Consider the following 23,019-nt stretch of genomic DNA (forward strand, 5'->3'; position numbering starts at 1 on the left):
CGTCACGGCCGGGGCAGGGCGCAGTTCCCGTCCAGCACGACGTCGTTGCCGGCGCCGAGGCAGCGGGCGAGCGGGTACGTCTGCTGGCCGTAGTGGCTGCCGTGGCGGACGGTGATCCGGCCGTCGCGGTCGACCTCGCAGGGGTTGTTCAGCGTGCAGCGCTCGCCGTCGTCGTTGCCGGTGTTGTTGACGCCGACGACGCGGTGCGTCCGGGCGTCGACGATCGGGGAGCCGGACGTGCCGTGGATCGTCTCGCACTCCGGCGTGTAGCGGAGGGAGTCCTTCCACGTCCAGCCGGCCTCGCGCAGCCGGTACACGGCCGCGTCGATCGTGCAGCCGTAGATCTTCCGCCAGTAGCCGGAGACGACCCGGATCTCGGTGCCGTCGTGCGGCCTGGCCGTGGACAGCGGCAGGGCGGTGACGCCGTACCGCTGCCGGATCGCGGCGTAGGTGGTGTCCAGCCGGTAGACGGTCACGTCGGTGTCGGTCATCGTGGCGTACTCGACGCGGGTCGCCCGGAGCGTGCCGAGGTCGCCGCGGCCCGTCCGGTCGAGGAGCTTGAACGTCCTGGACGACGCCTGGTCCACGACGACCTCGCCGGCCTTCGGCATCCCGGACTCCAGGCAGTGCCCGTTCGTCAGGACCAGCGCCGCGTCGGTGTCGCGCGAGCGCGGCCCGCGCACGAGCGACCCCGAGCAGTTGCTGAGCGCGACGATCCCGGTGAAGTCGACCGCCGCCCTCCCCTGGTGCGGCGCCTTCGGCGGGACGGGGGCGGCCTGCGCGGTGCTCGCGGTGAGCGTCCCCGCACCGGCGACGGCGGCGAGGACGGCTGCGGCGAGGCGTGGGGGCATGCGGGGATTCCTCTCGGCTGGGCCGGAGGGCACCCCGGCCGGTGACGCGCTGTCACCGACCGGATGCTAGATCAACCCGGCCGCGATGAGAAGGACCCCCGGTGCGGAACGGCGTCAGTCGACGTCCACCCAGCCGTAGGTGCGCTCCACGGCCTTCTTCCAGCCGGCGTAGCCGGTCCGGCGCTGCTCCTCGTCCCAGGTGGGCTGCCAGCGCTTGTCCTCGTTCCAGTTCTGGCGGAGCTCGTCGGTGGTGTTCCAGAACCCGACGGCGAGGCCGGCGGCGTAGGCGGCGCCGAGCGCGGTGGTCTCGGCGACGACCGGACGCGACACCGGGACGCCCAGGATGTCGGCCTGCAGCTGCATGCACAGCTCGTTCGCGGTGACGCCGCCGTCGACCTTCAGCACGTCCAGGGAGACGCCGGAGTCCGCGCGCATCGCCTCGACCACGTCGCGCGACTGGTAGCAGATCGACTCCAGGGTGGCGCGGGCCAGGTGGGCGTTGGTGTTGAACCGGGACAGGCCGACGATCGCGCCGCGGGCGTCCGACCGCCAGTACGGGGCGAACAGGCCGGAGAACGCCGGGACGAAGTACACCCCGCCGTTGTCGTCGACCTGCCGGGCCAGCGACTCGCTCTGCGCGGCGCCGGAGATGATGCCGAGCTGGTCGCGCAGCCACTGCACGGCCGACCCCGTCACGGCGATCGAGCCCTCCAGCGCGTACACGGTCGGCTGGTCGCCGAACTTGTAGCAGACGGTGGTGAGCATCCCCGCCTTGGACCGGACGAGCTCCTCGCCCGTGTTGAGCAGCAGGAAGTTGCCGGTGCCGTAGGTGTTCTTGGCCTCGCCGGGCGCGAAGCACACCTGCCCGACCGTCGCCGCCTGCTGGTCGCCGAGGATGCCGGTCAGCGGCACCTCGCCGCCGAGCGGGCCGTCCGCGGTGGTGGTCCCGTAGGGCTCGGGGGCGGACGACGGCCGGATCTCGGGCAGCATCGACCGCGGGATGCCGAAGAACGACAGGAGCTGGTCGTCCCAGTCGAGGGTCTCCAGGTCCATCAGCATGGTCCGGCTGGCGTTGGTCGCGTCGGTGACGTGCACGCCGCCGTTCCTGCCGCCCGTCAGGTTCCACAGCACCCAGGTGTCCATGTTCCCGAAGACGGCGTCGCCGTTCTCGGCGGCCTCGCGGACCCCGTCGACGTTCTCCAGGATCCACTGGACCTTGCCGCCGGAGAAGTAGGTCGCCGGCGGCAGCCCGGCGCGGTGCCGGATCGTCTCGCCGCGCCCGTCGCGCTCGAGCGCGGACGCGATCCGGTCGGTGCGGGTGTCCTGCCAGACGATCGCGTTGTAGTAGGGGCGGCCGGTGCGCCGGTTCCACACCACGGCCGTCTCCCGCTGGTTCGTGATGCCGAACGCCGCCAAGTCGCCGTGGTGCAGGTTCGCCTTGTTCAGCGCGGACTGGACGACCGAGCGGGTCCGCTCCCAGATCTCGGTCGGGTCGTGCTCGACCCAGCCGGCCCGCGGCAGGATCTGCTCGTGCTCCAGCTGGTGGCGGGCGACCTCGTTCCCGCCGTGGTCGAAGATCATGAAGCGGGTGCTGGTCGTGCCCTGGTCCAGCGCTCCGACGAAGTCGGCCATTGCTCTGCCCTTTCTGCCGGCGGGGGCGGGACCCCGTCAGATGTCATCTTTGTTCAGCGGCGGCTCGAGCGTCTCGGTCACCTCCGGCTCGGGCGGGATGTTGCGCCCGATGAACAGGACGTAGAGGGCGGCGCCGAGGAGGCCGCCGATCAGGGGTGCGGCGATGGGCACCCAGAAGTAGAAGTCCCCGTACTGGTCCCGCCACGCCGTCTCGTATCCGGTGATGTACTGCGCGAGTCTCGGGCCGAGGTCGCGGGCCGGGTTGATCGCGTACCCGGCGGCGGAGCCGAACGCCATCCCGATCGCCACCACGATGAACCCGATGATGAGCGGGGCGAGGTTCGCCAGCGGCGGCGCGTTGCGCGGGTCGACGAGCACGAGCACGAGGAACAGCAGGATGGCCGTGCCGATGATCTGGTCGCGGAACGCGCCCCAGGTGTGGATCGGCAGCGACCCGTTGCCGGGCATCGTGGAGAACACGAACTGCGTCTTGGCGGTCAGGCCCGGGTCGAACTTGTGCAGGATCTCGGTGTAGTTCCACCGGACGATGAGCGCGCCGACGAAGGCGCCGAGCGTCTGCGCGAAGCAGTACGGCAGCACCTTGCGCCACGGGAAGTCCCAGAAGACGGCGAACGCGACGGTCACGGCCGGGTTGATGTGCCCGCCGCTGATCCGCGCGCAGGTGTACACGCCCAGCGTCACCCCGAAGCCCCACGCCCACGTGATGGCGTCGTGGCCGCCGAGACTCTGCGCCTCGCCGAGGCCGCTCCCCGCGACGACCTGGGCGACGACGCCCACGCCGAAGAGGATCAGGATCATCGTGCCGAAGAATTCCGCGATCATCTCCCGGGCGAGTTCTGAGTCCCATGGGCGTCGCATCGTCTTCTCCTTCGGGGTGCGTGGCCTGAGGCCCGGCCGCCGCGGACGCGAGCACGCCCGCGGGACGGGCCGGCGGCCCCGCGCCGGCCGTGCCGCCGCGCGCTCCGCACCCGTCCATGATCGTGGCGTGATGCTTCCCAGTGAGAGCCGCGCTACACGGTCAGTGACCGCGGAATGCCTCCGCCAGCCACCAGGCGGGCCGGCCCCGCGCGACCTTGGCGTCCACGACCATCGGCCGGTCCCGCGGCCCCGCCAGCCAGTCGGCCACCGCGGCCAGGTCCTCCCGGCGCCGGACGGTCGCCGCCGCGCAGCCGAAGCCGCGGCCGATGGCGGCCAGATCCGCCGGCGGGAACGTCACCGTGTCCAGCGGGTGCCCGCCGGGGCCGAAGTGGTGCACCTCCGCGCCGTACGCCTCGTCGTCGTAGACGACCACGAGCAGCCCGAGCCCGAGCCGGACGGCGGTCTCCAGCTCCGCGACCGACATGAGCGCGCCGCCGTCGCCGAGCGCGGCGACGGTGAGCCGGTCGGGCCGGGCCACGGCGGCGCCGATCGCGGTGGCGAGGCCGAGGCCGACCGACTGGAACGCCTGGGTGAACACGAGCCCGTCGCCGTCGGGGACGTCCAGGAACATCGCCGGGTAGCCCATGAAGTTGCCGGAGTCGACGGCGACGGTGCGCTCGCGGGGCAGCAGGTCGTCGAGGGCGATCGTCAGCGTCCGCGGGTCGATGCGGGGGCCGCCGCCGTCCTTGGCGTCCGGGTACTCCTCGTACGGGACGTCCCGCCAGCGGCCCTCGCGGGCGAGCCGCTCCGCCGTCTCGGGGGTCCGGTGGCCGGTGGCGCGGTGGCCGCGCGACTCCAGCTCGGCGAGCACGGCCCGCGCGGTCTCGGCGGCGTCGCCGATCAGGCCGAGGTCGACCGGGCGGTGCGCGCCGAGGGCGCGGGCGTCGACGTCGACCTGCACGACCCTGGCGTCCGGGCCGATGAGGGCGCCGTGCCGGGTCGTCCACATGGTCAGCGAGCAACCCCAGGCCACGATCAGGTCGGCGCCGCGGATCAGCTCCGCGGCGGCGGGCGTCGCGAAGCCGCCGCTGACGTCCAGCGCGAACGGGTCGCCGGCGAACAGGCCGCGCGCGACCGCGGACGTCGCGGGCAGCGCGCCGCAGCGCTCGGCCAGGCCGGCGAGCGGCTCGCGGGCGCCCGACAGCCGGGCGCTGCGGCCGGCGACGAACACCTCGCGCCGCGCTGCCTGCAGCGCGTCGGCGAGCCGGGTCACCGCGACGAGCGGCGGCACCGGCACCGGCGGCGCGCCGGCGGGCCGCGGCCGGTACCCGGCGGGCCGGGCGGCGGACCGGCGCGACTCCTCGTCCGGGAAGGCGGCGCCCTGCACGTCCAGCGGCAGGCCGAGCAGCACGGTGCGGCGCTCGGCGACCGCCGTCCGGCAGGCGCGCGCCACGTCGTCGAGCGCGGTCTGCGGCGAGTGGACCCGCTCGGGGACGGCGCCGACCGCCGCGGCGATCGCCGCCTGGTCGATCCGGAAGTTGGAGCGGACCGCGGCGGCGGCCGTCTCGCCCGCCACGACCAGCAGCGGCGTGCCGCTCTTGGCGGCCTCGGCGATGCCGGTCACGGCGTTGGTGAGGCCGGGGCCCTGGTGGACGGTGACGACGCCGAGGCCGCCGCTCACCCGCGCGTAGGCGTCCGCCATCGTCGCGGCGCCGCCCTCGTGCCGGGCGGCGACGAACCGGGCGCCGTTCGCGACCAGCGCGTTCGTGACGTGGAAGTTGCCGCTGCCGACGACCCCGAAGACGGTGTCGGCGCCGAGCCGCGCGAGCGCCCGCCCCACGGCCTCCGCGACGTTCATCGCTCGATCAGCGCGAGCACGCGGGCGGGGCTGCCGGACCCGCCGACGATCGGCAGCGGCGCCGCCACCAGCACGGCGCCGCGGGCGGGCAGCCGCTCCAGGTTCTGCAGCTGGGTGAGGCCGTACTTGCCCGCGCCGAGGAAGTAGGAGTGGCAGGGGAACGGCGGGTCGAACGCGTGCGCGCCGCCCGCGTCGGTGCCGACGGTCTCCGTGCCGAGGCCGAGGACGGGGGTCTCCTCGGCGAGCCACCGGGCGCACTCGGCGGAGATCCCCGGCGTGTGGGAGCCGTTCTCGTCGGCGTTGAGGAAGGCGTCCTGGTCGCCGGAACGGGCGTCCCAGCCCGTCCGGTAGAGCAGCCAGCCGCCGTCCGGGAGCGGGCCGTTCGCCTTCTCCCAGTCGCGGACGTGGTCGATCTCCAGCAGGAAGTCGGGGTCGCCGGCGGCGTGCTCGGAGGCGTCCAGCACCACGGCGGGGGCGACCAGGCGGCCGGGCGGGACCTGCGCGACGTCCTCGCCGCCGCGGCCGGTGGCCCAGTGCACGGGCGCGTCGAAGTGGGTGCCGACGTGCTCGCCGGTCTCGATGTCGTTCCAGTACCAGGCCGGCCCGCGGTCGTCGTACCGGCTGATCTCCCTGAGCCGGAACGGCACGGTGTTGGCGAACGGCTCGGGCAACTGGAGGATCGGCGTCCGCTCCGACAGCGGTGCGGTCAGGTCGACGATCTCCACCGAGCCGTCGGCGACGGCGGTGAGCAACTGGGCGAGCACGGACATCGTTCCTCCGGCACGGGGGCGGCTGTGGGGGTCGCGAGGTCCCCCGAACGTACCGCAGACGGCCCTGCTCGGAGGGCCGTCCGGCCCGGTCCGCGCGGGTACCGGTCACTCACCGGCGAGCCAGGGGTAGCGGGCGGTGTCGGCGCCGGCGTAGTCGGGGTCGAGGTAGATGAACACGCGCTGGATCCTCCAGTCGCGGATCTCGAACACGTCGCACCACCGGCCGGCGCCCCACTCGGGCACGCCCGCCCGCCACGGCCCGTCCCGGTGCTCCCCGTGGCTGGTCCGCATGCTGAGCGCCATTCTCATCACCGTTCGCGTCGCCGGGCCGCCCCCCAGACGGTGACCCGGCGCCGGGCCGCGATCGAGGATCTGGAACAAAGCGGCCGTCCCGGCAGGTTAGGGTTACCTAAGTACTGTGATCCCGATCATCGGAGGACGCATGGCGACGGAACCGGCGCGCAGGGGACGCAGGCTCCACCGGGGGGCGGTGCTGCGCACCGAGCGCCTCACCCCGCACATGATCCGCGTCGTCCTCGGCGGCCCCGGGCTCGCGGAGTTCGGCGCTGGCGAGTTCACCGACCACTACGTGAAGCTGCTGTTCCCGCGGCCCCGCGTCGCCTACCCCGAGCCGTTCGACATGGAGCGGGTCCGCGCGGAGATGCCGCGCGAGCAGTGGCCCGCGACCCGCACCTACACCGTCCGCGCGTGGGACGAGCGGGCGCGCGAGCTGACGATCGACTTCGTCCACCACGGCGACAAGGGCCTCGCCGGGCCGTGGGCGGCGGGCGCCCGGCCGGGCGACGAGATCCTCTTCAACGGCCCCGGCGGCGCCTACGCGCCGCGCGCCGGGGCCGGCTGGCACCTGCTCGCCGGCGACGAGAGCGCGATCCCCGCGATCGCCGCCTCGCTGGAGCGCGTGCCGGGCGGCGTCCCGGTCCGCGCCTTCATCGAGGTCGCCGGCCCCGAGGAGGAGCAGGACCTCGCGGCGCCGGACGGCGCCGAGATCGTCTGGCTGCACCGCGGCGGCGGCCCGGTCGGCGACCTGCTGGCCGAGTCCGTCCAGAAGCTCGACTTCCCCGGCGGCGAGGTGCACGCCTTCGTCCACGGCGAGGCGGGCTTCGTCAAGGCGCTGCGCCGCCACCTGCGCGTCGAGCGCGGCCTGCCGCTGGAGCAGCTGTCGATCTCCGGCTACTGGCGCCTCGGCCGCGACGAGGACGGCTGGCAGTCCGGCAAGCGGGAGTGGAACCTCCAGGTGGAGCAGGAGGAGGCCGCCGCCCTGCGGGGCTAGGCGGCCCGGGTCAGGCGGTGGCCTGGGTCTGGTCGGGCAGGTCCCCGGGGTCCTCGCCGTCGTCGGCGAAGCCGGGGAGCCAGCGTTCGGCCTCGGCGCGGAAGGCGCCCTCGGCCTCCAGCTGGCAGAGGACGCCGCCGCAGCCGGACAGGGCGCGGCTGACGGCGAGGTACTGCGGCGGCAGCCGGAACGCGCGGGCGAGGGCGCCGGGGCGCATGTCGGAGGCGAGGCCGAGGCCGCGGGCGGTCTGCTCGCGCAGCCACTCGCGGGAGTAGCGGAAGCGCTCCACCGCGAACGGCGCGGCGTGCGGGGCGACGAGGTCGGCGATCTCCTCGGGGTCGACCTCGGCCTCGGGGACGAGGAAGCCCTCGTCGCAGAGGGCGTCGACGATCTCGTCGGGGTCGCCGAGGGTGCCGATGCGCAGCAGGCGCCCGATCGACCACTGCAGCTCCGCCGGGACGCGGGCGGCGCCGCCGAAGTCCAGGACGCCGAGGCGCCCGTCGTCCAGCAGCCGGAAGTTGCCCGGGTGCGGGTCGATGTGGATCATCTCGCAGCGGGCCGGGCCGGACAGCAGGAAGCGGAACAGCAGCAGGCCGGCGCGGTCGCGGGTCTCCTGGCCGCCCTCGGCGATCACCCTGGCGAGCGGGGTGCCGTCCAGCCACTCGGTGACGAGCACGTTGCCGGCCTGCGCGACGACGGCGGGCACGGCGAAGTCGGGGTCGCCGGCGTAGGCGTCGTGGAAGGCGGTCTGCGCGCGGGCCTCGTCGGCGTAGTCCAGCTCCTTCTCCAGGCGCCGCTTGAGGTCGGCGACGACCGGCTTGACCTCGACGCCGGGGAACAGCGGGGTGAAGAGCCGGCTGAGCCGGGAGATCTGGTTGAAGTCGCTCATCAGCGCCTGCGCGGCGCCGGGGTACTGGACCTTCACCGCGACCGCGCGGCCGTCGTGCCAGACGGCCTTGTGGACCTGCCCGATGGACGCGGCGGCGGCCGGCCGGTCGTCGAACTCGGCGAAGTGGTCGCGCCAGTCCTCGCCGAGGCCCTCGGCGAGGACCTTGCGGGTCGTGGCGGCGGGCATGGGGGGCGCCGCCTCCTGCAGCCGGGTGAGGCTGGCGCGGAACGGGCCCGCGATCTCCTCCGGCAGCCCGGCCTCGAAGATCGACAGCAGCTGGCCGACCTTCATCGCGCCGCCCTTCAGCTCGCCGAGCACGGCGAACAGCTGCTCGGCGGTGCGGCGCTGGACCTCCAGCGCGACGGCCTCGGCGGGGCGGCCGAGGGTCCGCTTGCCGAGCCCGAGGGCGGTGCGGCCGGCGAACCCCAGCGGGAGGCTCGCCAGCTTCGCGGTGCGCGTCACCGCGCGGCGGGGGATGTCGCTCACGGCCCGGCCGTCCCTCTTTCGACGATGCGTCCAATGACTAAGCCTCTCATGGCGGGCGGACGCCACATAGTGGTCATCCCCCGTCAAAGATTCAGCGTCCGGCGGGGCCCGAAGATTCCCGGCCGCCGCCCGGCGCGCACGGGCGCAGCAGCAGCTCGACGACCTCCAGGGCCTGGTCGATCTCCGGCCGGTTCCCGCCCAGGTAGTGGGCGTACATGAAGGAGTCGGCGACCCGGACGATCGCCTGCGCGAGCGTGCGGGTCGGCAGCGGGACGCGCAGCGCGCCGCGGTCGATCTCCGCCTGCAGCTCGCGGGCCAGCAGCTCGGTCGCGCGGTCCTCGATGGTGCCGGGCATGGTGGCCAGCCGGATGAACAGCCGGGGCTCGCGCTCGGTGAACGCCTTCAGCGGCGCCGCCTCCACGACCGCGCGCATGAAGCGCTCCAGGACGGCGAGGATCCGCGCCGCGCCGGTGCCGCCCACGCCGCGCACCGCGACCTCGTAGGTGCGCTCGGTCATCTCCGCGAGCACCGACCCGAGGAGCTGCTCGCGGCTGCCGACCCACCGGTAGAGCGTCGCGCGCCCGACCCCGAGCTCGGCGGCCAGCGCCGACATGTCGATCGGCTCCCCGCGCAGGTAGTGCGCGGACGCGGCGGCGAGCGCGGCCGCCGGCCCGGCCGGGGACCGGGCGGGAACGTCCGGGGGAACGGGGCTGCCGCTCATCCGCACAGCATGGCACAGCGCCGCGGCCGGCCCGGCCGGGGCTCCTCGCGATCGCGCGACTACCCGGCGTGATCGAAGGGTAGTCAGCTGGTGTGAAGGACAAACATGGGGGTGCCGGACGCAAGGGCCGGCTGCTGATCATCGGTGGGGCGGAGAACCGGACCTGCGGGTCGGGGCCGCTGGAGACGTTCGTCGAGCTGGCCGGGGCCGAGGACGCGCGGATCGTGGTCGTGACGACGGCGACGGAGGTCCCCGAGGAGGTCGCCGACGAGTACACGGCCGTGTTCGGGCGGCTCGGCGTGCCGTCGGTCCGGGAGCTGCGGCTGCTCGGCCGGGCCGCGGCCGACGACGCGGCGACGCTGCGCGCGCTGGACGCGGCGACGGGCGTGCTGTTCAGCGGCGGCGACCAGTCGCGGATCCGGACCCTGGTCGGCTCGAAGACCAACGAGCTGCTGAAGCGGCGGCTGGACCAGGAGGGCCTCGTCATCGCCGGGACGAGCGCGGGCGCGACCGCGATGGGCCACTGGATGATCCTGGGCGGGCACGGCCACGAGGTCGCCGCGTCCAGCGTGAAGGTCGGCCCCGGGCTCGGCCTGCTCGACAACGTGCTGATCGACATGCATTTCAACGAGCGCGGCCGGCTGCCGCGGCTGATGAGCGGCATAGCGCTGGACACCCGCCTGCTGGGCGTCGGGATAGACGAGGACACGGCGATCGTCGTCGGCGACGGCCAGTTCCAGGTCGTCGGGACGGGCGTGGTCACGGTCGTGGACGCCGGGCAGTCCACCATCGCCTACGCCGCCTCCGACGACGAGCCGATGGCGATGTTCGACGTGTCGCTGCACCTGCTGCCCGCCGGCTGCACGTTCCAGATGAACGACAAGCTGCCCGCGATCGGCGACATGCGGGGCCCGGACGGGGAGGAGGAGTAGCCGTGCGGCTCGACCACGTGCGCCGCCTGAGCGGCCCCAACACCTACCTCTCCCGTCCCGTCGCGATCGCCCGCCTCGACCTGCAGGCGCTGACCGGGCACGAGACGACCGACCATCCCGGTTTCGCCGAGCGGCTGGTGGAGGCGCTGCCGGGCCTGGCCGAGCACCACTGCTCGGCGGGCCGCCCCGGCGGGCTGCTGGAGGCGATGGCGCGCGGCACCTATTTCGGCCATGTCACCGAGCACGTCACGCTGCAGCTGTCCGGGCTGATCGGCCGCGAGGTGTTCTTCGGGCGGACCGTCCGGGCGGGCGGGCCCGGCGACTACGACGTGATCCTCGAATGCCCGCGGGACGAGCCGCCGGACAGCCCGGTCGTGGAGCGGCTGATCGCGCTCGCCGTGCGGATCGTGACGGGCGCGCTCACCGGGGCGGTGCCCGACACCTCCGCCGAGCTCGCCGAGGTCGCGGCCGCGCACGAGGGCGAGCGGCTCGGGGTGAGCACGGCGGCGCTGGCGCGCGCAGCGCGGGAGCGGGGCGTGCCGGTCCGCCGCGTCGGCGGCCTCAACCTGCTGCGGCTCGGGTACGGGCGGTACCGGCGGACGGTGTGGGCGGCGATGACCGACGCCACCTCCGCGATCGGGATGGAGGTCGCGGGCGACAAGCGGCTCGCGCACCGGGTGCTCGCCGACGCGGGCGTCCCCGTCCCCGAGGGGCGGGTCGCGGCGTCGCCGGCGGAGGCCCTGGAGGCGCTGCGCGGCATCGGCGGGCCGGTGGTCGTCAAGCCGCTCGCCGGGCACCAGGGCGAGAACGTCCACATCGAGCTGACCGAGCCGCCGGAGGTGCTGGCCGCGTTCACGGCGGCGGCCGGGGAGGAGGGCGAGGTCCTCGTCGAGTCCTACATCCCCGGCAAGGACTACCGGGTCCTGGTGGTCGGCGGCCGGGTCGCGGCGGCGGCCGAGCTGACCGCCGCCTGCCTCACCGGCGACGGGGCGGCGACGGTCGCGGCGCTGGTGGAGCGGGTCAACGCCGACCCGGCGCGCGGCGAGGGCCACGACCGGCCGCTGACCCGGCTGGTGCTCGGCCCGACGGAGCTGGCGCTGCTGGCGCGGCAGGGGCACGGCCCCGAGACGGTGCCCGGCGACGGGGAGCGGGTGTGGCTGCGCCGCAACGCGAACCTGTCCACCGGCGGCACCAGCCGGGACGTGACCGATGACGTGCACCCCGACATCGCCGCCCTGTGCGTGCGCGCCGCCGCGGCCGTCGGGATGGACGTGTGCGGCATCGACCTGCGGCTGCCCGACATCGGCTCGCCGCCGCCCGCCGAGCGCGGCGCGGCCGGGATCCTGGAGGTCAACGCCGCGCCGGGGCTGCGCATGCACCTGGCGCCGCACGAGGGGGCGGGCCGCAACGTCGCCGGCGACGTCCTCGACCTGATGTACCCGGCGGGGACGCCGTCGCGGATCCCGATCGTGTCGGTGACCGGCACCAACGGCAAGACGACGACCGTCCGGATGATCGCGCACATGCTGGAGCTGGACGGCCGGCGGACCGGCATGACCAGCACCGAGGGCGTGCACGCGGGCGGGCGGCTCGTCCACCTGTCGGACGCGTCCGGGCCCCGCTCGGCGGAGATGGTGCTCGGCGACCGGTCGGTGGAGGCCGCCGTCCTGGAGACCGCGCGGGGCGGGATCGTCCGGCGCGGCCTCGGCTACGAGCGCGCCGACGTCGCGGTCGTCACCAACGTCACCCGCGACCACCTCGGCATGGACGACACCGAGTCGCTGGACGACCTGCTCGACATCAAGGCGCTGGTCGCCGAGGAGATCCGGCGCGGCGGGCACGTGGTGCTGAACGCCGAGGACGAGCCGTCGGCGAGCCTCGCCGAGCGCCCCGCCGTGCGGCGCCGCGACCCCGTGCTGCGCTTCTTCTCGCTGTCGCCGGACGCGCCCGTCCTCGCGGCGCACCTGCGCGGCGGCGGCCTCGGCTACTACCTGGCCGACGGCTGGCTGACCGAGGCGCGCGGCGACCGCCGCACCCGCATCCTGCCGGCCGGGGAGGTGGCGGGCGCGTTCGGCGGGCACGCCGGGCACGTCGTCGCGAACGCGCTGGCCGCGTGCGCCGCCGCCCGCGCCCTCGGCGTCCCGGTGGACGTGGTGGCGCGGGCGCTGCGCTCGTTCGACCCGCACACCCGCAACCCGGGCCGGGGCTGCGTGTACCAGGTCGGCGACAACCCGGTCCTGGTCGACTACGCGCACAACCCGGCCGCGGTCGCGGCGGTCGGCGCGTTCGTCGAGCGGCGCTGGGGCGCCGGGGGCGTCGCCGCGGTGACGCTGCCGGGCGACCGGTCCGACGAGCTGGTCGGCGAGACGGCGCGGGCGCTCGCCGCGACGTTCGGCCGGGTCGTCGTCTACGAGGACGAGGACCTGCGCGGCCGCCGGTCGGGCGAGATGACCCGGCTGATCGTCCAGGGGCTGCGGGAGGGCCGCCCGGAGGCGTCCCACCACCCGGCCGGGGACCTGAAGGGGGCGCTGACGTCGGCGCTGGACCTCGCCGCGCCCGGCGAGCCCGTCCTGCTGCTGTACGAGAAGCTGCAGCCGGTGACCGAGCTGCTGGAGACGCTGGGCGCGGAGCCGGCCGGCTAGCCCGGCACCCCGGCCGGCCGGTCCGCGGCGGGCGGGCGCAGCAGCAGGACGCTCACCGCCAGCAGGGCGAGCACGACGATCCCGTCCAGCCAGTAGTGGTTGGCGGTGCTCACCACGACCGCGATCGTCAGGACCGGGTGCAGCAGCCACAGCCAGCGCCAGCGCGTCCGGGAGGTGATGATCAGGCCGAGCGCGATGACCGCCGCCCATCCGATGTGCAGCGACGGCATGGCCGCGTACTGGTTGGCGACCGTGTCGGCCTGCGGCGGCCCGTACACGGCCGGGCCGAACCGCGCGGCGGTGTCGATCAGCCCGGTGTGCGGCAGCATGCGCGGCGGGGCCAGCGGCACGAGCAGGTGCAGGACGAGCGCGATGCCGGTCAGCGCCGCCATGACCCGGCGGACCCACCGGTAGTGGACCGGCCGCCGCAGGTAGATCCACAGCAGGAACGCGATCGCCGCCGGGAAGTGCACGTAGGCGTAGTAGCAGTTGGCCGCGTGCACCAGGAACGGGCTCTGCAGCAGCTCCTGCTGGACGCCGGCCTCGCTCGGCAGGTCCAGGACGCGCTCCAGGCGCCAGACGCGGTGGGCGTTGTCGAACGCCTCCGCGACCCGCCCGCTCGCCAGCAGCCGCCCGAGCTTGTAGACCAGGAACAGCGCGGTGACCAGCAGCAGCTCGCGGACCGCCCGGGGCCGCCCGCCGGGCCGTCCGCCGCCGGGCGGCTCCCCCGAGGCGGGCCGGTGCGCGGGGCGGCGCAGCCGCGCCAGCGCGCCGGCGGGCCGGGACGGTCCATGGAGAAGGCTCACAGCGCCGTCCTTCGGCTCCGGGGCGGGGGGTCGGGTGGGGCGGGTCAGGTCCGGGCGTGTGCGGGCTCCCGGGCGGCGGCGGGCTCGCCGGTGTCGTCGTCGAGCAGGTGGCGGAGCCGCTCCCCCTCCACGTCCACGTTCGGCAGCACGCGCGCGAGCCGGTCCGGCAGCCACCACGCGGCGCGGCCGGACAGCGCCATGACCGCGGGGACGATCGTCATCCGGACCACGAAGGCGTCGAAGGCGACCCCGGCGGCCAGCGCGAACCCCATCATCTTGATCATCGACTCGGACGAGGCGACGAACCCGGCGAACACCGCGATCATGATGACGGCGGCGGCGCCGACGACCCGGGCGCCGTGCCGGAACCCGGTGACGACGGCCTCGGTGGGCGGCGCGCCGTGCACGTGCTCCTCGCGCATCCGGGTGACGAGGAAGACCTGGTAGTCCATGGCGAGTCCGAACACCACGCCGATCAGGAAGATCGGCATCATGCTCATGATCGGGCCGGTCTCGCCGACGCCGAGCAGCCCGCCGAGCCAGCCCCACTGGAACACGGCGACGACCGCGCCGAAGGTGGCCGCGACGGTGAGCAGGAACCCGAGCGTCGCCTTCAGCGGGACGAGCAGCGACCGGAACACCAGCAGGAGCAGGACGAACGCGAGCCCGACGACGACGGCGAGGTAGGGCGCGAGCGCCTGGCCGAGCTTGGCGGACACGTCGATCGCCATGGCGGTCTGCCCGGTCACCATGGCGCCGGCCCCGGTCGCCGCGCCGCGGTCGCGGATCTCGGCGACGAGGTCCTCGGTCTGCTCGGTGCTGGGCCCGCTCTTCGGCACCACGCCGAGCACGGCGGTGTCCCCGGACGCGTTCGGCACCGGCGGGGTCACCGCGGCGACGTCCGCCATGCCCTTCACCTCGCCGGCGAACCGCCGGGCGGTGGCGGCTGCCTGGCCCGCGTCCCCCGTGACGACGACCGTCAGCGGCCCGTTGAAGCCGGGGCCGAAGCCGTCCGACAGCAGGTCGTAGGCCTTGCGCTGGGTGGTGTCGGACGCGGCGATCTCGTCGCCGGGCAGCCCGAGCCGCAGGTCGAGGGCGGGCGCGGCGATGATCCCGAGGCCGGCGGTCGCGGCGAGCAGCACCGGCAGCGGGCGGCGCACGACGAACCGGGCCCACCGCTCCCCCGCGGGGGGCCGCCCGTGCCGCGGCCGGCCGCCGCCGAGGCCGGGGATCCGACCGCCGAGCACCCGGCGGCCGGCGAACCCGAGCAGCGCGGGCAGCAGGCTCAAGGCGATGAGGACGGCGACGACCACGGCGAACGCGGCGGCGACCCCCATCTCGGTGAGCAGCGGGATGCCGACGACGGCGAGGCCGGCGAGCGCGATGACGACGGTCAGCCCGGCGAACACGACCGCGGACCCGGCGGTGCCGATGGCCCGTCCGGCGGCCTCCTCGCCGGAGCGCCCCTCCTCCAGCTCGTGGCGGTAGCGGGAGACGATGAACAGCGCGTAGTCGATCGCGACGGCGAGCCCCAGCATCAGCGCGAGCGTCGAGGTCATCGAGCTCATCTCGAACAGCCCGGTGGCCGCGGTGATCGCCGCCATCGCGATGCCGACGCCGAGGATCGCGTTCAGCAGCGGCAGCCCGGCGGCGACCAGCGACCCGAACGTGATGATCAGCACGACGGCGGCGATCGCGACGCCGATGACCTCGGTGGCGCTCTGCTCGGGCATGGCCTGGGTGGCGGTGCCGCCCATCTCGACCTGGAGCCCGGCGCCCCGGCCGGCCTCGGCCGCGGCGGCGAGCGCGTCCCGCGCCTCGTCGCTCACGTCGATCGGCGTGACCTTGTAGGTGACCTGGGCGTAGGCGATCCGGCCGTCCGCCGACACGGCGCCGGCCCGGTAGGGGTCGGCGACGGAGGCGACCTGGGGCGCGGTCTTCAGCCTGCCGACGACCTGCTCGACGGCCGCCCTGCCGGACGCGCCGGTGACCGTGGACCCGGCGGGGGCGGCGAAGACGACCCGGGCGGTGGCGCCGTCCGCCGACATCTGCGGCATCTCGTCCTTGAGCACGTCGAGCGCCTGCTGGGACTCGGTGCCGGGGATCGAGAAGTCGTCGGACGTCGGGCCCTTCAGCGTGGCCGCCCCCGCCCCGGCGAGGACCAGGAGCGCCGCCCACAGCAGCGCCACCAGCCCGCGCCGGCGGAACGAGAACCGGCCCAGCCGGTACAGGAGCGTCGCCAAAAGGTCCCCCAAGTCGGTCCTGGAAGCGCGGACATCTCACCCGTGACCCGTCCACACTAAACCGAACTTGCCCAAGCGGCAAAATTTCAGGCACTGCCAAACTGCGTGACGTGCATCTCACTCCGCCGCCGGGGGCCGGGGCCCCTAGAAGATCGGGAGGCCGGCGTAGTTCTCCGCCAGCGACGTCTTCGCCGCCTCCGACGAGGCCACGTAGTCCAGGTGGGAGCGCTGGAGCCGCCGCTCGAAATCGCTCGCGGCCGGATCGACGTGCAGCAGCGTCGTCATCCAGTAGGAGAAGTGCTCGGCCCGCCAGACCCGCCGCAGGCACGCGTCGGAGTAGCCGTCGAGCAGCGTCTCCGATCCCGAGGCGTACCGCTCGGTGAGCGCCCGCGCCAGCACGATCACGTCCGACACCGCCAGGTTGAGGCCCTTGGCCCCGGTCGGCGGGACGATGTGCCCGGCGTCCCCGGCCAGGAACAGCCGGTCGTGCCGCAGCGGCTCGGCCACGAAGCTGCGCATCGGCGTGATCGACCTGCCGGTGATCGGGCCCTCGTGCAGCTTCCAGCCGTCGTCGGTGGCGAACCGGGTCGCCAGCTCGTCCCAGATCCGGGCGTCGGACCACTCCGCGAGGTCCTCGTCCGGCGACACCTGCAGGTACAGCCGGCTGACCTGCGGCGACCGCAGGCTGTGCAGCGCGAAGCCGCGGTCGTGGTTGGCGTAGATGAGCTCCTCGGTGGACGGCGCGACGTCGGCGAGGATGCCGAGCCAGGCGAACGGGTACTCCCGCTCGAACGTCCGCACCCCCGGCACCGCCGGGCGGCTGACGCCGTGGAACCCGTCGCAGCCCGCGATGTAGTCGCAGTGGAGGGTCCGCGTCTCGCCGCCGCTGCGGAACGTGACGCTCGGCGCGGACGCGTCCAGGCCCACGACCTCGGTCTCGAACCGCACGTCGCCGCCGTCCGCCAGCCGCCGCGCGACAAGGTCCTTGACGATCTCGGTCTGCGCGTAGACGGTGACCGTCCGGCCGGTCAGATCGGTCAGCGGGACGCGGTGCCCGGCGCCGCCGAACCGCAGCTCCAGCCCGTGGTGGACGAGGCCCTCGCGGTCGAGCCGCTCCCCCACGCCGGTCTCGCGCAGCACGTCGGTCGTGCCCTGCTCCAGCATCCCGGCCCGCTGCCGGTGCTCGACGTAGTCGCGGTCCCGGCGCTCCAGCACCACCGAGTCGATCCCCTGCAGGTGCAGCAGGTGGGACAGCAGCAGTCCGGCGGGGCCTCCGCCGATGATCGCGACCTGGGTACGCATCGAGCCTCCTCGTCATCGTTACACTCGGCGATGCTGGCCTGCATCGCCGCAGGTTCAGGCCCCGGTTTTCCGCTCACCGGAAAACGCGTCGGGATCGCCGCTCCAGTGCGCGGCCACGTCGCGCGACAGCGCGCGCACCGCCGTGGTGAGCGGCGGCAGCAGCCGCCGCAGGTCGGCGCCGCGCGTGCCCGCCACCAGCGACAGCGCCGCGACCACCTCGCCCGCCGCGTCCCGCACCGGGGCGCCGATGGACGAGGCGCCGAGCGTCATCTCGTCCCGGGTGAGCGAGTAGCCGGAGCGGCGGACCCGCTCCAGGTCGCGCCGCAGCTTCGCCGGGTCGGTGATGGTCCGCACCGCGTGCCGGGCCAGCCCGGCGGAGATGATGCCCTCCCGCACCTCCGGCGGCGCGTACGCCAGCAGCACCTTCCCGACGCCGGTGGTGTGCAGCGGCAGCATCGCGCCGACCTGCGTGACGACCGGCACCGAGCGGGTCCCCCGCAGCCGCTCGACGATCAGCACGCGGTCCTCGCGCAGCACCCCGAGCTGCACGTTGTCGTGGGTGGCCTCGTACAGGTCCTCCATGTGCGGCAGCGCCAGCTCGCGCAGCCCGGTCACGGCGGGCGCCTGGCTGCCGATCCGCCACAGCCGGGTGCCGATGCGGTAGGTGCCGTCCGGGACGCGCTCCAGGAACCCGCCGGCCGCCAGCTCGCCGACGAGCCGGTGCCCGGTCGCGAGCGGCAGCCCCGCGCGGCGGCAGATCTCGCTGAGGTTCAGGCGGACGCCGCCCTGCGCGAAGGCGTTCAGGATCGCCATCACCTTGCCCGCCACGCTCACCGGGCGGGCGTCCCGCGCCCTGTCAGCTGCCACGTGGCCCTCCGCCCGGGCTCGCGCCCGTCACTCCCGCTCGGCGAGTACCCGCTGGGCGACGGCGAACGCCGAGTTCGCGGCGGGCACTCCACAATAGATCGCCGTCTGCAGGAGCACCTCCTTGATCTCCTCGTGCGTCAGCCCGTTGCGGACGGCGGCCCGCACGTGCATCGCCAGCTCCTCCAGGTGCCCGCCGGCGACCATGGCGGTGAGCGTGATGCAGCTGCGGGTCTTGCGGTCGAGGCCGGGCCGGCTCCAGATCTCGCCCCACGCGTACCGGGTGATCATGTCCTGGAAGTCGGCGGTGAAGCCGTCCTTGCGGGCCTCGGCGCGGTCGACGTGCGCGTCGCCGAGCACCTCGCGGCGGGTCTTCATGCCCCGCGCGTGCCGCTCGCCGTCCGTCATGCCGCCTCCTGTGCCGCCTCCCGTGCGGGCGCCGTCCGTCGTGCCGCCGCGTGCCGTGCCGCCGCCGGCGGGGCGCTCCCGGCTCATGTGTCGAGTCCCTTCCAGGTGCGGTCCAGGTGCGCGGTGATCTCCTCGGTGACCGCGTCGGGGCGTTCGGCGCCGGCCAGATGGCCGGCGCCCTCGATGACGACCAGCCGGGCGCCGGGGACGCCCTCGGCCAGCCGGTCGGCGTGGCCGCGCGGAGGCGTCGGGCCGTCCTGCGCCCCGGCGATCACCAGGGTCGGCGCGGAGATCGCGCCGAGCCGTCCGGTCGCGTCGAACTCCGCCAGGGCGTCGCAGCAGGCCGCGTAGCCCTCGGGGTCGGTCGCGCGGAGCATCGCGGTGTACGTCTCCGCCCGGGTGAAGGCGGGGGTGAACCAGCGACCCGCCGCCGAGTCGGCCACCGGGCCGACCCCCTCGCGGCGGACGAGGGCGGCCCGGTCCCGCCAGGGCCCCGGGTCGCCGAAGCGGGGGGACGTGCAGCACAGGATCAGGCTGGCGACGCGGCCGGGGTCGCGCAGGGCGAGCGCGGTGCCGACGGCGCCGCCGAGCGACACTCCGGCGTAGGCGGCGCGCCCGGCGCCGACGCCGTCCAGCAGGGCGGCGACCCCGCCGGCGAGGTCGTCGACGGTGAAGGGGCCGTCCGGAGCGGGCGTGCCGCCGTGGCCCGGCAGGTCGTAGCGCAGGACGCGCCAGCGGCTGGTCAGGGCGGGCAGTTGCGGCAGCCACAGGTCCATGGACGTGCCGAGGGACGGGCCGAGGACGACGACCGGTGCGTCCTCCGGGCCGTCCAGGCGGTACCGCAGCTTGATCATCGGCGGCTTCTCCGATACGCGTCGAGGGCCCGGTCGACCAGGGCGGCGGCGCTGCCGGGCCCCGGGTCGGCGCCGAGCACGCCGAGCAGGTCGTCGAGGTCGGCCCGCATCCGCTCGGTGGACACCTCCAGGCCCTCCAGCAGCTCGGCGGCCGTCTCGGCGGCGCCGCCGGTGAGGCGCAGGCACTCGCGCAGCGGCTGCCACTCGGCGTGCCACTCCCCCGCCGGCCGCTCGTGCGGCGCGGCCTGCGCGGCGAGGACCACCTGCACCTGCGCCGGCACCTGCAGCGCGGCCGAGCGGATCAGGGCCGACAGCGCCGGGTTGCGCTTGTGCGGCATCGACGACGAGCCGCCCCGGCCGGCGCCCGCGGCCTCGGCGGCCTCGCCGACCTCGCTCTGCGACAGCAGCCACACGTCGGTGGCGATCTTGCCGAGCGCGCCGGCGGCCACCGCCAGCGCCGCCGCGAGACCGGCGACGGGCGCGCGGCGGGTGTGCCAGGGCAGGACCGGACACGCGAGCCCCGTCTCCTCGGCGTAGGCGGCGACCAGGTCGAAGGCCCGCTCGCCGAAGGCGTCCAGGGTGCCGGCGGGGCCGCCGAGCTGGACGGGCAGCGGCACGGCCGCGAGGCCCTCGCGGGCGTCCAGGCAGCCCATCAGCCAGTTCGCGGCCTTGGCGCCGAACGTCGTCGGCAGCGCCTGCCGGCCGAGCGTGCGGGCCGGCATCGGCGTGTCGCGGTACCGCGCCGCGAGCCCGGCCAGCGCGTCCAGTGCCCGGTCGAGGTGGGCGAGGGCGGCGCGCCTGGTCCGGGCCGCGACGAGCATGGCGCCGGTGTCGGCGATGTCCTGGCTGGTGGCGCCCTTGTGCACGTGCTCGCCGGCGTCCCCGGCGAGGCGGCGCAGGTCGGCGACCAGCGGCACGACGGGGTTGCCGGAGCCGCGGGCGCGGCGGGCCACCGCGACGAGGTCGAACCGGCCCGCGTCGGCGGCGGCCGTGATCGCCTCGGCCGCCGCCGCCGGGATGATCCCGAGGCGGGCCTGCGCGCGGGCGAGCGCCGCCTCGGCGTCCAGCATCGCGGTCAGGTAGGCCAGGTCGCTGGTGGCGGCCTCCGCCTCCGTCCCCGCCCGGACGGGGGACAGCAGGCCCGCGTCCGGCGCCGCGGCGGGCACTGGCCCGTGATCGTCAGAAGGCAAGGAAGACCGTCTCCCCTTCCCCCTGCAGCCGGATGTCGAAGCGGTACTCCCGCTCGCCCTCGCGCTCGGCGACCAGGGTCGCGCGGCGCTCGGCGGGCACCTCCGCGAGCAGCGGGTCGCCGGCGCGGGCGGCCTCGTCCTCGGGGAAGTAGAGCCGGGTGAACACGGGCTTGAGCAGGCCGCGGGCGAAGACGAGGACGGCGATGTAGGGGGCGCCGCCGCCGGACGCGCCGGGCTTGACCGTGCTGAACCAGTAGCCGCCGGCCGCGTCGGTGCCGCACCGGCCGAAGCCGGAGAACCCGTGCCCGTCCCGGACCAGGCCGCCGGGGCGCCGCGGGATCGCGCCGTCCCCGTCGGGCTGCCAGATCTCCAGCAGCGCGTCGGGCACCGGCTCACCGGCCCCGTCGAGAACCCGCCCGCGCACCTGGATCGCGTCCGGCCGCCACGGCGGCACGACCTCCGGGCCGGCCGCGTAGGGCAGCGCGTAGCCGAAGAAGGGGCCGACCGTCTGGGACGGCGTCGCCGCTGAGGAGGTGGCTGGGGAAGTGCTCATCAGGTCTCCATCGGGGTGTCGCCGAGAACGATGTCCCACTGGTAGCCGAGCGCCCATTCCGGCTTGGTGGTGTCCATGTCGAACCGGGAGATCAGCTTCTGCCGGTCCTTCTCGTCCGGGATCGACTGGAAGATCGGGTCGAACGCGAACAGCGGGTCGTCGGGGAAGTACATCTGGGTGACGAGCCGCTGGGTGAACGCGGTGCCGAACACCGAGAAGTGGATGTGCGCGGGCCGCCAGGCGTTGTGGTGGTTGCCCCACGGGTAGGCGCCCGGCTTGATCGTGATGAACCGGTAGCGGCCGTCGCCGTCGGTGAGGCAGCGGCCCGCGCCGGTGAAGTTGGGGTCGAGCGGCGCGGGGTGGATGTCGCCGAGGTGGTGGTACCGGCCGGCCGCGTTCGCCTGCCAGACCTCCACCAGCGCGCCCCGCACCGGGCGGCCGCCCCCGTCGAGCACCCGCCCGGTCACGATGATCCGCTGCCCCTGCGGCTCGCCGGAGTGCTGGACGGTGAGGTCCTCGTCCAGCCGGCCGAGCTCCTGGTGCCCGAAGACCGGCGAGGTCAGCTCGACGCTGTCCGGGCCGAGCTTCGGCATGACCAGCTCCTGCGACGGGGCTCTGAGCACGGTGCTCTTGTAGCCCGGGTACAGGTACGGAGGATGCGCCATGCGCCCTTCCCTTCTGCGTTCCCACGTGGACGACCCGCCACCACCCTGGCAGCCCGCGCCGGGCGGATCGAACGGGGCTTCCGCCCAGTGGAAACCCGGGCTCCTTCTCAGAGGTGGTCTCCCAGCCCGAACAGCGGAAACAGGCTGGTGTCGAAGAACACCGAGACGTGCGCGACGCCGTCCCCGGTGACGCTCAGCACCTGCAGCTGGTACGCGCGGTGCACGCCCTCGTCGTCGCGCATGTAGAGGCCGAACGCCGGCTGCCCGTTGGCCGCGGCGGGGACCATCCGGATGTCGCCCGGCGCGGGCCCGCACTGGGCGAGGATGAGCCGCACGACGGTCTCGGCGCCGACGAACCACTCGGGGAACGGCGGCATCTCCCAGACGACGTCCTTCTTGAACAGCTCGATGAGCCCGGTGATGTCGGCGTCCTCGAAGGCCTTCGCGTAGCGTTCCAGGAGGTCGCGCTGGGCCGGGTCGGTCGGCTCGACCAGCTCGTCGCGCATCGGCGCGTCCTGCTCCAGCTGCGCCCGCGCCCGCTGCAGCGCGCTGTTGACCGCCGCCGTGGTGGTGCCGAGCAGCTCGGCGACCTCGGCGGCCCGCCACTTCAGCACGTCCCGCAGGATCAGCACGACCCGCTGCTTGGCGGGCAGGTGCTGCAGCGCCGCGACGAACGCCAGCCGGGTGCTCTCCCGGGCCGCGACGATCGTGGCGGGGTCGGCGGCGTCCGCGCCGAGGACGGCGTCGGGCGCCGGCTCCAGCCACGGCACCTCGGGCGAGGCCACCACGGGCCGCTCCGGCTCGTCGCTCGGCGCCCCGAGGCCCGACGGCATCGGCCGCCGGCCGCGCTGGTCGATCGCGGTGAGGCAGGCGTTCGTGGCGATCCGGTACAGCCACGTCCGCAGCGAGGACCGGCCCTCGAAGTCGCCGTACGAGCGCCAGGCCCGCAGGAAGGTCTCCTGCACCAGGTCCTCGGCGTCGTGGATCGAGCCGAGCATCCGGTAGCAGTGGGCCAGCAGCTCCCGCCGGTACGGATCGGCGAGCTCCTGGAAGTCACGGTCTGTATCTATGGTGCTGTTCGCCATGGTGGTGGTCACCTTCGGTCGGCGGCATAGCCCGGGCGGCGCGCCGGCGGGCCCCGTCGCCTCCGACCGTAGGAGGCCCCACCGACAGAACGCGCGCA

Annotated in this window: 20 protein-coding genes and 1 pseudogene; 3 read left to right on the forward strand and 18 right to left on the reverse strand. The window is 74.9% G+C overall.

Going from position 1 to position 23,019, the window contains the following annotated elements; genetic code table 11:
• Nucleotides 1–2: 2 nt before the first annotated feature.
• The 6 genes from ABFX46_RS20645 to ABFX46_RS20670 form a co-directional block, all read right to left on the reverse strand.
• Nucleotides 3–851: a S1 family peptidase gene (locus tag ABFX46_RS20645; RefSeq protein WP_346044296.1), complete on the reverse strand. Its 849-nt coding sequence runs from the start codon at nt 849–851 to the stop codon at nt 3–5.
• 114 nt (nt 852–965) lie between these two features.
• Nucleotides 966–2,483 carry a glycerol kinase GlpK gene (glpK, locus tag ABFX46_RS20650; protein ID WP_346044298.1) on the reverse strand — a complete coding sequence of 506 codons (1,518 nt, stop codon included), beginning with the start codon at nt 2,481–2,483 and terminating at the stop codon, nt 966–968.
• Nucleotides 2,484–2,519: 36 nt separating this feature from the next.
• Nucleotides 2,520–3,362, reverse strand: coding sequence for an MIP/aquaporin family protein (locus tag ABFX46_RS20655; protein WP_346044300.1), 843 nt, complete (start codon nt 3,360–3,362; stop codon nt 2,520–2,522).
• Between the two features lie 160 nt (nt 3,363–3,522).
• Entirely contained in the window at nt 3,523–5,220 is a 1,698-nt protein-coding gene (locus tag ABFX46_RS20660; RefSeq protein WP_346044301.1) for a thiamine pyrophosphate-binding protein, read from the reverse strand.
• The gene (locus ABFX46_RS20665) at nt 5,217–5,990 is read right to left on the reverse strand and encodes a cyclase family protein (protein WP_346044303.1); all 774 of its coding nucleotides are present in this window, start codon (nt 5,988–5,990) and stop codon (nt 5,217–5,219) included. The genes ABFX46_RS20660 and ABFX46_RS20665 overlap by 4 nt, the downstream gene beginning before the upstream one ends.
• Before the next feature lie 105 nt (nt 5,991–6,095).
• The gene (locus tag ABFX46_RS20670) at nt 6,096–6,293 is read right to left on the reverse strand and encodes a hypothetical protein (protein WP_346044305.1); all 198 of its coding nucleotides are present in this window, start codon (nt 6,291–6,293) and stop codon (nt 6,096–6,098) included.
• Between the two features lie 139 nt (nt 6,294–6,432).
• On the opposite strand from ABFX46_RS20670, the gene ABFX46_RS20675 reads away from it, so the two are divergent.
• Entirely contained in the window at nt 6,433–7,281 is an 849-nt protein-coding gene (locus ABFX46_RS20675; protein WP_346044307.1) for a siderophore-interacting protein, read from the forward strand.
• A 10-nt stretch (nt 7,282–7,291) separates the two neighbouring features.
• Here the strand turns inward: ABFX46_RS20675 and ABFX46_RS20680 are convergent, their stop codons facing one another.
• Both ABFX46_RS20680 and ABFX46_RS20685 read right to left on the reverse strand, forming a co-directional pair.
• On the reverse strand, nt 7,292–8,656 hold the full coding sequence (locus tag ABFX46_RS20680; RefSeq protein WP_346044309.1) for an ABC1 kinase family protein: 1,365 nt from the start codon (nt 8,654–8,656) through the stop codon (nt 7,292–7,294).
• Between the two features lie 91 nt (nt 8,657–8,747).
• Nucleotides 8,748–9,377 (reverse strand): QsdR family transcriptional regulator, encoded by a 630-nt coding sequence (locus ABFX46_RS20685; protein ID WP_346044311.1) that lies wholly within the window; start codon nt 9,375–9,377, stop codon nt 8,748–8,750.
• A 92-nt stretch (nt 9,378–9,469) separates the two neighbouring features.
• On the opposite strand from ABFX46_RS20685, the gene ABFX46_RS20690 reads away from it, so the two are divergent.
• Together ABFX46_RS20690 and cphA are read left to right on the forward strand one after the other, a co-directional pair.
• Nucleotides 9,470–10,309, forward strand: a complete 840-nt coding sequence (locus tag ABFX46_RS20690; protein WP_346044313.1) for a cyanophycinase — start codon at nt 9,470–9,472, stop codon at nt 10,307–10,309.
• 2 nt (nt 10,310–10,311) lie between these two features.
• A complete protein-coding gene (gene cphA, locus ABFX46_RS20695; protein ID WP_346044315.1) occupies nt 10,312–12,951 on the forward strand; it encodes a cyanophycin synthetase in 2,640 nt (879 codons plus the stop codon).
• On the opposite strand, the gene ABFX46_RS20700 is transcribed toward cphA, so the two are convergent.
• From ABFX46_RS20700 to ABFX46_RS20745, 10 genes and pseudogenes are all read right to left on the reverse strand, one after another.
• Nucleotides 12,948–13,757, reverse strand: coding sequence for a phosphatase PAP2 family protein (locus ABFX46_RS20700; protein WP_346044317.1), 810 nt, complete (start codon nt 13,755–13,757; stop codon nt 12,948–12,950). The genes cphA and ABFX46_RS20700 overlap by 4 nt on opposite strands.
• A gap of 44 nt (nt 13,758–13,801) precedes the next feature.
• Complete coding sequence (locus ABFX46_RS20705) at nt 13,802–16,012, reverse strand: MMPL family transporter (protein WP_346044319.1); 2,211 nt, start codon at nt 16,010–16,012, stop codon at nt 13,802–13,804.
• A 132-nt stretch (nt 16,013–16,144) separates the two neighbouring features.
• Nucleotides 16,145–17,302, reverse strand: coding sequence for a 4-hydroxybenzoate 3-monooxygenase (locus ABFX46_RS20710; RefSeq protein WP_346044321.1), 1,158 nt, complete (start codon nt 17,300–17,302; stop codon nt 16,145–16,147).
• 54 nt (nt 17,303–17,356) lie between these two features.
• Nucleotides 17,357–18,169 (reverse strand): IclR family transcriptional regulator, encoded by an 813-nt coding sequence (locus tag ABFX46_RS20715; RefSeq protein ID WP_346044323.1) that lies wholly within the window; start codon nt 18,167–18,169, stop codon nt 17,357–17,359.
• Nucleotides 18,170–18,196: 27 nt separating this feature from the next.
• Nucleotides 18,197–18,559 (reverse strand): annotated as a pseudogene (pcaC, locus tag ABFX46_RS20720) (4-carboxymuconolactone decarboxylase); the annotation flags it as partial.
• A gap of 98 nt (nt 18,560–18,657) precedes the next feature.
• The gene (gene pcaD / locus ABFX46_RS20725; RefSeq protein ID WP_346044326.1) at nt 18,658–19,428 is read right to left on the reverse strand and encodes a 3-oxoadipate enol-lactonase; all 771 of its coding nucleotides are present in this window, start codon (nt 19,426–19,428) and stop codon (nt 18,658–18,660) included.
• Nucleotides 19,425–20,618, reverse strand: a complete 1,194-nt coding sequence (gene pcaB / locus ABFX46_RS20730; RefSeq protein ID WP_346044328.1) for a 3-carboxy-cis,cis-muconate cycloisomerase — start codon at nt 20,616–20,618, stop codon at nt 19,425–19,427. Before pcaB ends, pcaD begins: the two co-directional genes overlap by 4 nt.
• A complete protein-coding gene (gene pcaG, locus ABFX46_RS20735) occupies nt 20,608–21,171 on the reverse strand; it encodes a protocatechuate 3,4-dioxygenase subunit alpha (RefSeq protein WP_346044330.1) in 564 nt (187 codons plus the stop codon). The genes pcaB and pcaG overlap by 11 nt, the downstream gene beginning before the upstream one ends.
• Nucleotides 21,171–21,947, reverse strand: a complete 777-nt coding sequence (pcaH, locus tag ABFX46_RS20740) for a protocatechuate 3,4-dioxygenase subunit beta (RefSeq protein ID WP_346044644.1) — start codon at nt 21,945–21,947, stop codon at nt 21,171–21,173. Before pcaH ends, pcaG begins: the two co-directional genes overlap by 1 nt.
• A complete protein-coding gene (locus ABFX46_RS20745) occupies nt 21,944–22,921 on the reverse strand; it encodes a sigma-70 family RNA polymerase sigma factor (protein ID WP_346044332.1) in 978 nt (325 codons plus the stop codon). Before ABFX46_RS20745 ends, pcaH begins: the two co-directional genes overlap by 4 nt.
• Between the last annotated feature and the right edge of the window lie 98 nt (nt 22,922–23,019).

Origin of the sequence: Actinomadura chokoriensis, from assembly GCF_039529475.1 — a bacterium.
GTDB classification, from domain to species: Bacteria; Actinomycetota; Actinomycetes; order Streptosporangiales; family Streptosporangiaceae; genus Spirillospora; species Spirillospora bangladeshensis.